This is a genomic window from Paracoccus sp. NIOT.M2S5SZ12, from assembly GCF_057748165.1.
In genome coordinates this window covers 70,784-83,256 of the sequence record NZ_JBYLFR010000009.1, presented here as the reverse complement: position 1 = coordinate 83,256, position 12,473 = coordinate 70,784, and the positions used below count along the sequence as shown (strand labels likewise).

General features: G+C 70.3%; 12 protein-coding genes. 8 read left to right on the top strand and 4 right to left on the bottom strand.

The window, feature by feature from the left end; genetic code table 11:
* Nucleotides 1–46: 46 nt before the first annotated feature.
* The 4 genes from fnrL (at nt 47) to queE (ending at nt 2,674) form a co-directional block, all read left to right on the top strand.
* Complete coding sequence (gene fnrL / locus AC2SGK_RS10125; RefSeq protein ID WP_488323429.1) at nt 47–817, top strand: transcriptional regulator FnrL; 771 nt, start codon at nt 47–49, stop codon at nt 815–817.
* 92 nt (nt 818–909) lie between these two features.
* On the top strand, nt 910–1,617 hold the full coding sequence (queC, locus tag AC2SGK_RS10120) for a 7-cyano-7-deazaguanine synthase QueC (protein WP_488323428.1): 708 nt from the start codon (nt 910–912) through the stop codon (nt 1,615–1,617).
* Nucleotides 1,617–1,970, top strand: coding sequence for a 6-pyruvoyl trahydropterin synthase family protein (locus tag AC2SGK_RS10115; RefSeq protein ID WP_488323427.1), 354 nt, complete (start codon nt 1,617–1,619; stop codon nt 1,968–1,970). Before queC ends, AC2SGK_RS10115 begins: the two co-directional genes overlap by 1 nt.
* Nucleotides 1,967–2,674, top strand: coding sequence for a 7-carboxy-7-deazaguanine synthase QueE (gene queE, locus AC2SGK_RS10110; RefSeq protein WP_488323426.1), 708 nt, complete (start codon nt 1,967–1,969; stop codon nt 2,672–2,674). Before AC2SGK_RS10115 ends, queE begins: the two co-directional genes overlap by 4 nt.
* Nucleotides 2,675–2,743: 69 nt before the next feature.
* On the opposite strand, the gene AC2SGK_RS10105 is transcribed toward queE, so the two are convergent.
* Nucleotides 2,744–3,583, bottom strand: a complete 840-nt coding sequence (locus tag AC2SGK_RS10105; RefSeq protein WP_488323425.1) for a universal stress protein — start codon at nt 3,581–3,583, stop codon at nt 2,744–2,746.
* 393 nt (nt 3,584–3,976) lie between these two features.
* The gene (miaB, locus tag AC2SGK_RS10100) at nt 3,977–5,287 is read right to left on the bottom strand and encodes a tRNA (N6-isopentenyl adenosine(37)-C2)-methylthiotransferase MiaB (RefSeq protein ID WP_488323424.1); all 1,311 of its coding nucleotides are present in this window, start codon (nt 5,285–5,287) and stop codon (nt 3,977–3,979) included.
* 64 nt (nt 5,288–5,351) lie between these two features.
* Here miaB and AC2SGK_RS10095 point away from each other — a divergent pair, with 64 nt between their 5' ends.
* A complete protein-coding gene (locus AC2SGK_RS10095; protein WP_488323423.1) occupies nt 5,352–5,672 on the top strand; it encodes a TfoX/Sxy family protein in 321 nt (106 codons plus the stop codon).
* A 4-nt stretch (nt 5,673–5,676) separates the two neighbouring features.
* Here AC2SGK_RS10095 and AC2SGK_RS10090 read toward each other — a convergent pair whose 3' ends face one another.
* Nucleotides 5,677–6,972: an alpha/beta hydrolase family protein gene (locus AC2SGK_RS10090; RefSeq protein ID WP_488323422.1), complete on the bottom strand. Its 1,296-nt coding sequence runs from the start codon at nt 6,970–6,972 to the stop codon at nt 5,677–5,679.
* A gap of 123 nt (nt 6,973–7,095) precedes the next feature.
* Here AC2SGK_RS10090 and AC2SGK_RS10085 point away from each other — a divergent pair, with 123 nt between their 5' ends.
* On the top strand, nt 7,096–8,457 hold the full coding sequence (locus tag AC2SGK_RS10085; RefSeq protein WP_488323421.1) for an aminotransferase: 1,362 nt from the start codon (nt 7,096–7,098) through the stop codon (nt 8,455–8,457).
* 24 nt (nt 8,458–8,481) lie between these two features.
* Entirely contained in the window at nt 8,482–8,706 is a 225-nt protein-coding gene (locus tag AC2SGK_RS10080; RefSeq protein ID WP_488323420.1) for a DUF2798 domain-containing protein, read from the top strand.
* Between the two features lie 81 nt (nt 8,707–8,787).
* Here AC2SGK_RS10080 and AC2SGK_RS10075 read toward each other — a convergent pair whose 3' ends face one another.
* Nucleotides 8,788–10,947 carry a ComEC/Rec2 family competence protein gene (locus AC2SGK_RS10075; RefSeq protein ID WP_488323419.1) on the bottom strand — a complete coding sequence of 720 codons (2,160 nt, stop codon included), beginning with the start codon at nt 10,945–10,947 and terminating at the stop codon, nt 8,788–8,790.
* A 105-nt stretch (nt 10,948–11,052) separates the two neighbouring features.
* On the opposite strand from AC2SGK_RS10075, the gene gltX reads away from it, so the two are divergent.
* Complete coding sequence (gene gltX, locus AC2SGK_RS10070) at nt 11,053–12,441, top strand: glutamate--tRNA ligase (RefSeq protein ID WP_488323418.1); 1,389 nt, start codon at nt 11,053–11,055, stop codon at nt 12,439–12,441.
* Nucleotides 12,442–12,473: the final 32 nt, after the last annotated feature.

The following is a 12,473-nucleotide window of genomic DNA, read 5'->3' as shown; positions in this document are numbered from 1 at the left end:
ATTTGGATCGGTTGCGCGGCGGAGGGTCGCGGCTTAGCATCAGGGCATGCGCAAGCCTGCCACGTCCCCCTCCGTCGGCCCCGATCCCGCGCATGACAAGATGCGTTGCGGGGACTGCCCCATCCGCTATCGCGCGGTCTGCGCGACCTGCGAGGGTGACGAGCTGGCCCAGCTGGAGCGGATGAAGTTCTATCGCAGCTTCGAGGCAGGGCAGTCGATCCTTTGGGAAGGCGACCAGATGGATTTCGTGGCCTCGGTTGTCAGCGGGGTCGCGACGCTGACGCAGACGCTGGAGGACGGGCGCACGCAGATGGTCGGCCTGCTGCTGCCCAGTGATTTCCTGGGACGTCCGGGGCGCGACAGGGCCAGCTATCATGCCCGCGCGGCGACGGACGTGCTGCTGTGCTGCTTCCGCCGCGCGCCGTTCGAGCAAATGATGCAGCGCATGCCGCATCTGCCGCAGCGCCTGCTGGCCATGACCCTGGACGAGCTGGACGCGGCGCGTGAATGGATGCTGCTGCTGGGCCGCAAGACGGCGCGCGAGAAGATCGCCTCGTTCATCGCGATCATCGCCCGGCGGCAGGCGATGCTGGACCGGCGCCGCCCCGCGGGCCGCATCGCGCTGGAGTTGCCGCTGAGCCGTGAGGCGATGGGCGACTATCTGGGCCTGACGATCGAGACCGTCAGCCGCCAGATTACCGCCCTGCGCCAGGAGGGGCTGGTCGAGGTCGCGGGCAAGCGCGGCATCGTGCTGCCCGACTATGCCCGCCTGCTGGCGGTATCGGGCGACGACGGCGCGGGCCGCGCATCCGCCTGAGGGGCGCGGGGGTTTTCCTTGCCGTCCGGCTCTGCTAGAGGACGGCCTCCCGGTCGCAGCCTACCCGGGTCACAAAAACAAGGGTTCACATCATGAAGACTGCTCTCGTCTGTTCGGGCGGGCTGGACTCCGTCTCGCTTGCCCATGTCCTCGCCGCGCAGGGGCGGCTCTCGCGCATCGTCAGCTTCGATTACGGCCAGCGCCACCGCAAGGAGCTGGACTTTGCCCGCGCCTGCGCCGAGCGCCTGCGCGTGCCGTTCCACCTGGTCGACCTGTCGGGCCTGGGCGCGGCGCTGTCTGGATCGGCGCTGACCGATGCGGTCGCGGTGCCCGACGGCCATTACGCCGAGGAGACCATGCGCGTCACCGTCGTGCCCAACCGCAACGCGATCATGCTGACCGTGGCCTTCGGGATCGCGGCGGCCAATGGCGACGCGGCGGTGGCCGCCGCGGTGCATGGGGGCGACCATTTCATCTATCCCGACTGCCGCCCGGCCTTCACCGACGCCTTTGCCGCCATGCAGCGCGCGGCGCTGGACGGTTACGCCGATGTCGCGTTGGAGGTTCCCTTCGTCCATGCGACCAAGGCCGACATCGTGACCGCCGGTGCAGGGGCGGGGACGCCCTTCGCGCAGACCTGGTCCTGCTACAAGGGAGGCGTGCGGCATTGCGGGCGCTGCGGCACCTGCGTGGAGCGGCGCGAGGCGTTCCATCTGGCGGGGGTCGCGGACCCGACGGACTACGACGATCCCGACTTCTGGCAGGCGGCGGTGGCGGCCCATGCGGCGGGGGGTGCGTGATGTTCCGGATCAGCAAGGAGTTCCATTTCAGCGCGTCGCACCGGCTGGAGCATCTGCCCGCCGATCACCAATGCGCGCGGCTGCACGGCCACAACTATGTCGTCGTGATCGAGCTGGCCGCGCCCGATCTGAACGCGGACGGGTTCGTGCGCGACTATCACGAGCTGGCGCCGCTGAAGGCCTATCTGGACGGCAGCTTCGACCATCGGCACCTGAATGACGTGCTGGACGTGCCCTCGACCGCCGAGAACCTGGCGCGGCACCTGTTCGACTGGTGCCGCACACGCTGGCCCGAGACCAGTGCGGTGAAGGTCAGCGAGACGCCCAAGACCTGGGCGGAGTATCGGCCGTGACCCGGCTGCGGATCGCCGAGATCTTCGGCCCGACCATCCAGGGCGAGGGCGCGCTGATCGGGCAGCCCACGGTCTTCGTGCGGGCAGGCGGCTGCGACTATCGCTGTTCGTGGTGCGATTCGCTGCATGCGGTGGACGGCATCCACCGCGACAGCTGGGCCGCGATGGAGCCCGCGGCGGTTATGGACCGGGTGCGCACCCTGTCGGGCGGGCGGCCGCTGACGGTGTCGATCTCGGGCGGGAACCCGGCGATCCAGGATTTCGGGCCGCTGATCGCCCTGGGGCGGGCCGAGGGCTATGGTTTCGCGCTGGAGACGCAGGGGTCCATCGCGCGCGACTGGTTCGCGGATCTGGACATGCTGGTGCTGAGCCCGAAGCCCCCCTCCAGCGGAGAGCGGCCCGACCCGGCCGCCTTCGAGGCCTGCCTTGCGGCGGGGCGCGGCGTGGCGACGGTGCTGAAGATCGTGATCTTCGACGAGGTCGACTATGCCTGGGCGCGGGACTGGGCCGGGCGTCACCCGGACCTGCCGCTGGTGCTGCAGCCGGGCAACCCGGAGGTCGATCCGGAGGTGCCGGTCGCGGCCCAGGACGTGGCCGACCGCCTGCTGTGGCTGGTCGAGCGGGTGACCGCCGACGGCTGGTTCCGGCCCCGCGTCCTGCCGCAGCTGCATGTGATGCTGTGGGGCAACCGGCGCGGCGTCTGATTGCGTCCCGCGACGGCGGGGGGACTGGCCGTCCCCCCGCACCCCCCTGCCGGCGCGCCGGTCCGGCGGTCAGCGCGCCAGAAAGACCGGCAGCTGCGCCTGTTCCAGCATGTTGCGCGTGGCGCCCCCCAGGATCGCCTCGCGCAGGCGGGAATGGCCATAGGCGCCCATCACCACCATGTCGGCGTCGATCTCGACCGCGCGGCGGTTGATCTCGTCGCTGATGCGCGGCTGGCGGCGCGCGAGGACCGCGATCTGGACCGCGACCCCGTGCCGGGTCAGCATCTGCGCCAGCGCCCCGCCGGGGTCCGAGCGTTCCGGCCCGTCCTGCCGCGGATCGATGCAGGCGATCTCCACCATGCGGGCGGCGCGCAGCAGCGGCAGGGCGCGCCGGGTCGCGGCCAGGGCCTCGGCCGACTGGTTCCAGGCCAGAAGGACGCGCTGCGGCGGCAGGGCGGGGCTGCGGTCCGGGGGCAGGATCAGCGTGGGGCAGCCGCCCTGGAACAGCGCGGCCTCCAGCACCTCCTGCGCCGCGGCGGGCTGGCCTTCGGCATAGGGGCTGGCCAGGACCGTCAGGTCCGAGAACCGCGCCCGCAGCCCGACCAGCGCCGCGATGCCCAGGGTCTGCGTCACCGCCGCCTCGCAGGACCAGCGCAGGTCGTGCATCGCGCCCATATGCGCGCGCACCTGCGCCTCGAGGTCGCGGGCATCCTGGGTGGCGGTGGCGATCGCCTCCTGCCAGCCATAGGGCGTGCCGCCGGGGAAGAAGTAGCCCGCCTGGCTGAAGTCCACGCCCAGGCACAGGATGTCCAGATGCGCATCCTCGGACGCGGCCAGGGCGGCGGCGCCGTCCAGATGCGCGATCTGCGCCGGGTGGCTGAGAACCGTGAGAATCGTCTTGTAGGCCATGTGCGCCTCCTGTTGCCGTCCGACCCATCCTGCGGCGGGGCGGGGCGGGGCGCCTTGATCCCGATCAATCGCGCGATTTGATCCGGATCAAGGAAGCGGCGGCTGCGGTGGCTTAGACCGGCATCACGGGACGACGAATCGACCCGATCGGACGCGCGGCCGGAAAGGTGCCGCGGCCGGAGATCTCCGGCGGGGAGGACCCTCGACCGGCCACGGCCTCCGCTGCGCTGAACGTGCGGCGGAGGGTCCGGCCCCCCGCCCTGTTCGCGCATCCAGCGGGGGGTCGGCCAGAGCTTCGCGGCATCCCCGCGACCACCGCTTCCGCGCAGGCCAAGCCGCGTGGGGGAAAGGCCCCCGGCTGATTGTGCGATCCTGCCGGGGGCCCTTATTCCGTCAGACCAGCACGCCCTCCAGCGAGTTGCGCTGGCTGGACAGGATGCGCACGGCGCGCAGATCGCCCACCTGCACGTCGGGGGCGGCGACGAAGACCGGGTGCAGATAGTCGGACTTGCCCACCATCTGGCCCGCCTCGCGGCCGGGCTTCTCGAACAGGACCTGGACGGTGCGGCCCACCATCGACCGCTGGACGGCCTGCTGCTGCTGGGTCAGCAGGGCCTGCAGCTCCTGCAGGCGCGCGTCGGCCACGGCGCCCTCGACCTCGGGGCGGTCGAAGGCGGGCGTGCCGGGACGCGGCGAGTACTTGAAGCTGAAGGCCGTGCCGAAGCCCACCTCGCGGACCAGCCGCAGCGTGTCCTGATGGTCCTGATCCGTCTCTCCGGGAAAGCCCACGATGAAGTCGCTGGTCAGCAGGATGTCGGGGCGCGCCGCGCGGATGCGGTCGATCAGGCGCAGGTACTGCTCGGCCGTGTGCTTGCGGTTCATCGCCTTCAGGATGCGGTCGCTGCCCGACTGCACCGGCAGGTGCAGATAGGGCATCAGCTGGGGCACGTCGCGATGCGCCTCGATCAGGTCGTCGGCCATGTCGTTGGGGTGGCTGGTCGTGTAGCGGATGCGGTCCAGGCCGGGGATGTCGGCCAAGGCGCGGATCAGGGCGCCGAAACCGCCCTCTCCGCCATGCCAGCCGTTGACGTTCTGGCCCAGCAGGGTGATCTCGCGGACGCCGCGTTCCACCAGGTCGCGGGCCTCGGACAGGATGCGTTCGACGGGTCGGCTGACCTCGGCGCCGCGGGTATAGGGCACCACGCAGAAGGCGCAGAACTTGTCGCAGCCCTCCTGCACGGTCAGGAAGGCCGCCGGCGCGCGCCGCGTCGCGCGGCGGGCGGGCAGGTGGTCGAACTTGTCTTCCTCGGGGAAATCGGTGTCGATGGCGGGGGCCTCGCCGCGCACCATGGCGGGCAGGCGGTGATAGGTCTGCGGCCCCACGACCAGATCGACCAGCGGCATCCGGCGGATGATCTCGGCTCCCTCGGCCTGGGCCACGCAGCCCGCGACGCCGATCTTCAGGTCGGGGCGCGCGGCCTTCAGCGGCTTCAGCCTGCCCAGGTCGCTGTAGAGCTTTTCGGCCGCCTTCTCGCGGATGTGGCAGGTGTTCAGCAGGACCATGTCGGCCTGCCCCTGATCTTCGGTCAGGACATAGCCCTCGGCGCCCATGGCCTCGGCCATGCGCTGGCTGTCATAGACGTTCATCTGGCACCCGTAGGTCTTGATGAACAGTTTCTTCGCGGCCGGGTTATGGGCGGTCATGTCATGCCTGTTCCTGAAGGTCGCGCAGCGATACAGGAAATGCAGGCTTTTGGAAAGGCACGGGATGGAGAGCGACCTGACCACCATCCGCAACATCGGCCCCGCCACGGCGCGGGCGCTGATCGCGGCAGGCGTGCCGGACGCGGCGGCGCTCAGGGCGATGGGGGCGGATGCAGCCTATGTGGCGCTGATGGCATCGGGCGAGAGGCCGCATTTCATCGGCTATTACGTCCTGCACATGGCGCTGCAGGGGCGGCCCTGGAACGACTGCAAGGGCGCGGAGAAGGCCGCCCTGCGCGCACGCTTCGACGCGCTGGTGGGCGATCGCCGCCCGCTGACGGCGCTGGAGGCGGCGCTGGACCAGATCGGCCTGCGCCGCCCGTGATGGCTCACTGACCGGCGTTCTTGGTTTCGAACATCAGGCCCTTGGCGCTGCGCTCGGGAAAGCCCGCCCAATAGCTGTGGGCCGCGTCGGGCGTGCCCGCATCATCGACCGACCAGACCCCGTCCGCCGCATCGGGCACCAGGTCCAGGAAGGCGCCGCGATCCTCGCCCTTCAGGTGCTGATCCAGAAAGGCCGTGGTGAAATGCTGCAGGATGTTGTTCATCCGCACGCTGTCCCAGACCGGATCGGCGTAATGGTCGAAGGGCGCGCGGCCCAGGGATTGCGAAAAGGCCCAGGCCTCGGCCGGGGCGGGGATCGGGGCGGCGGCGTTGTGGTTGGCGTGATCGAAGGTCAGCAGGTGCCGCGTCGTCGCGGTCGTCTGGTCGAAGACCTGTCGGATCGCGTCATAGACGGACACGTCGTCGTCGCTGCCCGAGACCAGCAGCAGCGGCTTGGCCAGATCGTTCAGCCCGTCCGCGTCCCAGAACTCGTGCTGGCGGCCCCAGGGGGCGATGGCCACGACCGCCTTGACGCGCGGATCGACCAGGGCCGCGTGATCCTCGCCGCCAGCGGCGAGGCGGTCCAGAAGGCCCGCGGGCGGCACGAAGCCGGCGGGCTCGGTCCGCTCCAGCGCGGTGGGCGACAGGCCCGCGCCCCCGAAGATCAGCGCACCATAGCCGCCCATCGAATAGCCCACGACGGCCGCGCGGTCGGCATCGGTGATCGCGCCCAGATCGCCCTCCAGCCCGGCCATGCTGTCCAGGAGGAACCGCTGGTCCACCGCCCGGTTCACCAGGGTCGAGGCGAAGGCCTGCTGGTCGTCATAGGTGCTTTCGGGATGATCGGCCGCGACCACGACATAGCCCTTGGAGGCCAGGTTCTCGGCCAGATGGCTCATCAGGTAGCGGTTGCCGGGATAGCCGTGCGACAGGATCACCAGGGGGAAGGACCCCTCGGCCGGGGCCGCGTCGCGGGCGGCGCTGCCGGTGAGGATGGTGGGGGTCACGCCGTCGCGCAGGATGGTGTCATAGGTGACCCCGGACTGGGTGCCGTCGGCGGCGGGGTACCAGATCTCGGTCTGAAGCACCCGTTCGGCGGTGGGGGTGCCGCCCTGTTCGATGGCGGCGATCACGTCGATGCGGTCGGGATCGGTGAAGCTCTGGGCGCGCACGCCGACCGGATGCGGTCCCCGCGCCGCCAGTTCCGGCGCGTCGGGCCGGATCAGGTCGATGCGGTTCTCGGACAGGGCGGGTGTGGCGCAGGCCAAGGTGGCGGCCGCGGCCAGCATCAGATGTCTCATGGGGGCTCCTCCGTCGGTTCGGGCGAACTCTGCCCCGGTTGCACGATCTGCACAAGCGTCCCCCATTGAACGCGGCCCGGTGCCCGGCTAGCCTGTCCCCAAGATCCGGCAAGGAGACCGCCCATGACCACCCCGCAAAGCTGGGAAGCACGCGCCGACGAATATTCGCTCTATGGCTTCACCGACCTGCCAAGCGTGCACAAGCGCGGCGCGGTTGTGCTGACCCATGGCGAGGGCCCCTATGTGGTGGACGTGAACGGCAACCGCTATCTGGATGCCAATTCGGGCCTGTGGAACATGGTCGCGGGCTTCGACCACAAGGGTCTGGCCCAGGCCGCCAAGGATCAGTACGACCGCTTTCCGGGCTATCACGCGTTCTTTGGACGGATGTCCGACCAGACGGTGATGCTGTCCGAGAAGCTGATCGAGGTGTCGCCGTTTTCGCGCGGCAAGGTGTTCTACACGAACTCCGGCTCCGAGGCGAACGACACCATGGTCAAGATGCTGTGGTTCATGCATGCGAGCGAGGGCAATCCGAAGAAGCGCAAGACCCTGACGCGCTGGAACGCCTATCATGGGGTGACGGCGGTCTCGGCCAGCATGACCGGCAAGCCCTATAACGAGGTCTTCGGCCTGCCGCTGCCGGGCTTCATCCACCTGACCTGCCCGCATTACTGGCGCTATGGCGAAGAAAGCGAGACCGAGGCCGAGTTTACCGCCCGGCTGGCGCGCGAGCTGGACGAGACGATCCAGCGCGAGGGGGCGGACACCATCGCGGGCTTCTTTGCCGAGCCGGTGCAGGGCGCGGGCGGGGTCATCCCGCCCTCCGAGGGCTATTTTCAGGCGATCCTGCCGGTGCTGAGAAAGCACGGCATCCCGATGATCGCGGACGAGGTCATCTGCGGCTTCGGGCGGACGGGCAACACCTGGGGCTCGATCACCTATGATTTCGTGCCCGACGCGATTATCAGCTCCAAGAACCTGACGGCGGGGCTGTTCCCGATGGGAGCGGTGATCCTGGGCCCCGAGCTGACCGACCGCCTGCAGGCCGCCATCGACAAGATCGAGGAGTTTCCGCACGGCTTCACCGCCTCGGGGCATCCGGTGGGATGCGCCATCGCGCTGAAGGCCATCGACGTGGTGATGAACGAGGGGCTGGCGCAGAACGTCATCGACCTGGCGCCGCGTTTCGAGGACGGGCTGCGGCAATTGGCCAAGAACCCCAATATCGGCGAATATCGCGGCGTGGGCTTCATGTGGGCGCTGGAGGCGGTGCGCGACAAGGCGACCAAGACCCCCTTCGAGGGGCATCTGTCGGTCAGCGAACGCATCGCCAACACCTGCACCGATATGGGGCTGATCTGCCGCCCCCTGGGGCAGTCGATCGTGCTGTGCCCGCCCTTCATCCTGACGCCCGCGCAGATGGACGAGATGTTCGAGAAGCTGGACAAGGCCCTGGGCAAGGTCTTTGCCGAGGTCGCGTGACGTGGTGACGTCCGGGTCCGCGCCTTGATACCCGTCCGGTTCGCGCCCGTCCTGTTCGGGCTGATCCTGTCAGGGCTGATGTCGTCGCTGGTCTCGGGGATCGCGACGCTGCGGGCGGTGGGGCTGGTCAATGGACTGGGCGGGCTGTGGCTGGGCAACTGGCTGTCCAGTTGGGCGGTGGCCTTTCCGGCGGTGCTGATCGTGGCGCCGGTGACGCGGCGTCTGGTGGCGCGCCTGACGCGGGCGTGACGACGACCCCGGCCGGCGTCGTCCCGTGGGTCGGGCCGGCACGCGGGGTCGTAAAAACCTGTCCGATGTCGCCCGGCGCCGTCAGCGTCCGAGGGTCAGGGCCATGGGTGCGGTGCCCGTGACGACGGGTCCCGACACCGTCATGCCGATGGCCACGGCGCCGGTATCCCTGAGGCGGCGCGGGTCGAGGAGAAGGCAGGGCGCGGGATCGTCGAGCGGTACGGGTTCTGTCGCGATGACGATGCGGCGGGGGCGGCAGGCCTCGGCCGCGCGATCCCCGGCACCCTTGCCGGTCAGGTGCCAGACCTGCCAGCCCTGGGGCAGATCCGCCCGGCGGTCGCGTCCGTCGCCGGACCAGGCGGGGCGGGCGGCGGCCTGCTCCTGATCGGCCAGGTCCCCATCCTCCTGCAGCCAGGTCGAGACGACGAAGGACCCGCCCGTCGGTTTCGAGATGGCGCGGCCCGCGGGGGTCATCAGCCCCACGGCCTCGGCCTCGGGCGCGACCAGCAGCAGGGGCCGCGTGGCGGTCAGCCACAAGAGCGCCGCCGCCGCCAGCATCGCCAGCGCCGCCGCCAGCCCCGCGCCGCGCAGCGTCCCGCGCTGACCGCGCGGGCGCCAGCACAGGATCGCCAGCGTCGCGCCGAAGCCCATCAGCGGCACGACCGCCGACGGCGGCTTGGCGATGCCCGTGACCGCGCCGCCCAGGCCCGCGACGAAGCGCGCGACCCAGAGCATCCATTCCGTGCCGATGCCCATGACCCAGAGGGCCGGAGCCTCGAGGCCGAGCGGGGCGAGGATCGCGGCGATCACGCCCGCGGGCATCACCAGCGTGCCCATGACCGGCACCGCCAGCAGGTTCGCCACGATCCCGTAATGCGCCATGCGGTTGAAATGCGCCGCCGCGATGGGCGAGGTCGCCAGCGCCGCGATCAGCGAGGACAGGATCAGCATCGCGACCGCGCGCGCCCACCACGGCACATGCGGCTGCATCCGCGCCCAGGGGCCGTAGGACAGGATCAGCGCGATGGTGGCCGCGAAGCTCATCTGGAAGCCCGCGCTGACCAGGGCCTCGGGCGAGTAGATCAGCACGATGGTCGCGGCCAGCGCCACGGTGCGCAGCGAGACGGCGCGCCGGTCCGCGATGATCGCGCCCAGCATGACGGCGACCATGATGAACGAACGCTCGGTCGCCACGCCCCCCCCCGACAGCCACAGATAGGCCGCCGCCGCCGCCAGCGCGATGACGGCGGCCCATTTGTGCATGGGCCGCGCGAGGCCGATCCCCGCGGCCTGCAACGCGACCAGCCCGATGCGCGCCCCGCCATAGACGAAGGCGGCCAGCATCCCCATGTGCAGCCCCGAGATCGAGATGATGTGGTAGAGGTTCGAGGCGCGCATCACCTCGTTCGTCTGCTCCGAGATGCCGGAGCGGTCGCCGGTCATCAGCGCCGAGGCCACCGCCCCGGCCTGTCCGCCGATCCGCTCCTGCAGGGCCGCGCTGATCGCCATGCGCGCCCGATGCGCCCACCACAGGCCGCCCTCGGGCGGGGCCACGGCCATGATGGGGGTGCGGGAATAGCCGACCGCGCCCAGCCTGTCGAACCACGCGAACAACCGGAAATCGAAGCCGCCCGGCGATGCGGGGGCGGGGGGCGGGCCCAGATGGCCGGTCAGCATCACCCGCTGGCCCAGAGGGGGCAGCAGGTCCTCGCCCATCAGTGACAGCCGCACGCGCGCCGGGGTGCGGCCCGGCGCCGTGTCGCGCAGCACGACCCGGTCCAGCGTCAGCCGCATCCGGTCGCGCCCCGAGCGGTCGATATGGATCACCCGCCCCTCGACCGGGCCGTAATAGCGCCACTCCATCACCGGGGCCGCGACCTGATGGGCACGGAACGCGATCAGGCCGGTGCCGCAGGCCGTGAGGCACAGCGCGATGGCGCCCAGATGCAGCATGTCGGCGCGTTCCCAGCCAAGCCGCCCCCGTGCCGCCCATCGCGGGGCGGAGAGGGCCAGCCACAGGCAGGCCGCGACAACCGCCGCCAGCGCGGCCCAGAAGGCCGGGCCGGGCAATGCGGGAGCCAGATACCACAGCCCGATCCCGGCCGAGAGGCAGGTCGGCACCCAGGGAAACAGCCCCGCCCGGACTGTCGCCGGTGTGCGGGCGCGGGCGGCGTGGGCGCGCTTTGCGGGTCGGGCCGCTAGGGTCGGGGGCGCTGCGGCGGCGCCCGTCTGGGGCAACATCCTTGTCCTTTCGCGACCCGGTGACTATCACTTGGCCGCAAGATGGCACGGGGATGCTTACCAAAGCATTAACGCCGCGCCGCCACGAACCTGCCAAAGGCCGCCATGACCCAGATCGTCACCCGCTTCGCCCCCTCTCCCACCGGATATCTGCATGTGGGTGGTGCCCGGACGGCGCTGTTCAACTGGCTGTTCGCGCGGGGGCGGGGGGGCAAGTTCCTGCTGAGGATCGAGGATACCGACCGCGCCCGCTCCACCCCCGAGGCGACCGAGGCGATCCTGAAGGGGCTGACCTGGCTGGGCCTGGACTGGGACGGCGAACCCGTCAGCCAGTTCGAACGCAGGGACCGCCATGCCGAGGTCGCGCGCCAGATGCTGGAGCGGGGCTCGGCCTACAAGTGCTTCTCCACCACCGACGAGATCGCGGCCTGGCGCGAGGCGAACCCGCGCCAGCCCTTCCTCAGCCCGTGGCGCGATGCGACCGACCTGCCCGACGCGCCCTATGCGATCCGCCTCAAGGCGCCGCGCGACGGCGAGACGGTGATCGACGATCAGGTGCAGGGCGCGGTGCGCGTGGCCAACGACCAGCTGGACGACATGGTGCTGCTGCGCAGCGACGGGACGCCCACCTACATGCTGGCCGTGGTGGTGGACGATCACGACATGGGCGTGACCCATGTGATCCGCGGCGACGACCACCTGACCAACACCGCGCGCCAGATCCAGATCATCGACGCGATGGGCTGGCCGCGCCCGACCTATGCCCATATCCCGCTGATCCACGGCGAGGACGGCAAGAAGCTGTCCAAGCGCCACGGCGCGGTGGGCCTGCACGAATTCGCAGCGCTTGGCTATCCGCCGGCGGCGATGCGCAACTATCTGGCGCGGCTTGGTTGGAGCCATGGCGACGACGAGCTGTTCGACGACGCCCAGGCCCGCGAATGGTTCGGGCTGGAGGGGATCGGGCGCGCGCCCGCGCGCCTGGACTTCAAGAAGCTGGAGCATGTCAGCGGCCACCATATCGGCCGGATGGCCGACGATCAGGTCTTGGCCGCGCTGGAGGATTACCTGTCCGAGACCGGCGCGCCGGTGCTGACCGCGACGCAGCGTCAGCGCATCCTGGGCGCGATGGGCGCCCTGAAGGACAAGGCGAAGACCCTGCCGGCGCTGCTGGATCAGGCCCGTTTCGCGATGGTCGAACGCCCTGTTCCCGTGGAGGAAAAGGCGGCCAAGGCGCTGGATACGGTATCCCGTGGTATGCTGAAATCATTGACTGCCGCAGTGCAGAATGATAGCTGGAGCCGAGACGATCTGGAGGCGGCGGCCAAGGCGGTCGCCGAGGAAAACGGCGTCGGACTGGGCAAGATCGCGGGGCCCCTGCGCGCCGCCTTGGCCGGGACCACCGCCACCCCCAGTGTGTTCGACATGATGACTGCGCTTGGCCGCGAGGAAACTCTGGCCCGGCTTCAGGACCAGACCGATTTGGCAGGCTGAGGCCTGCCCCCACATGCCCATGGCTGCCTGCC

Bases quoted from the DNA above. Each gene is read 5' to 3' on its own strand.
- AC2SGK_RS10115 (WP_488323427.1), top strand. From the start codon at position 1,617: ATGTTCCGGATCAGCAAGGAGTTCCATTTCAGCGCGTCGCACCGGCTG.
- AC2SGK_RS10095 (WP_488323423.1), top strand. From the start codon at position 5,352: ATGGAGAGCGACCTGACCACCATCCGCAACATCGGCCCCGCCACGGCG.
- fnrL (WP_488323429.1), top strand. From the start codon at position 47: ATGCGCAAGCCTGCCACGTCCCCCTCCGTCGGCCCCGATCCCGCGCAT.
- AC2SGK_RS10075 (WP_488323419.1), bottom strand. From the start codon at position 10,947: ATGTTGCCCCAGACGGGCGCCGCCGCAGCGCCCCCGACCCTAGCGGCC.
- AC2SGK_RS10090 (WP_488323422.1), bottom strand. From the start codon at position 6,972: ATGAGACATCTGATGCTGGCCGCGGCCGCCACCTTGGCCTGCGCCACA.
- AC2SGK_RS10105 (WP_488323425.1), bottom strand. From the start codon at position 3,583: ATGGCCTACAAGACGATTCTCACGGTTCTCAGCCACCCGGCGCAGATC.
- queC (WP_488323428.1), top strand. From the start codon at position 910: ATGAAGACTGCTCTCGTCTGTTCGGGCGGGCTGGACTCCGTCTCGCTT.
- miaB (WP_488323424.1), bottom strand. From the start codon at position 5,287: ATGACCGCCCATAACCCGGCCGCGAAGAAACTGTTCATCAAGACCTAC.
- gltX (WP_488323418.1), top strand. From the start codon at position 11,053: ATGACCCAGATCGTCACCCGCTTCGCCCCCTCTCCCACCGGATATCTG.
- AC2SGK_RS10085 (WP_488323421.1), top strand. From the start codon at position 7,096: ATGACCACCCCGCAAAGCTGGGAAGCACGCGCCGACGAATATTCGCTC.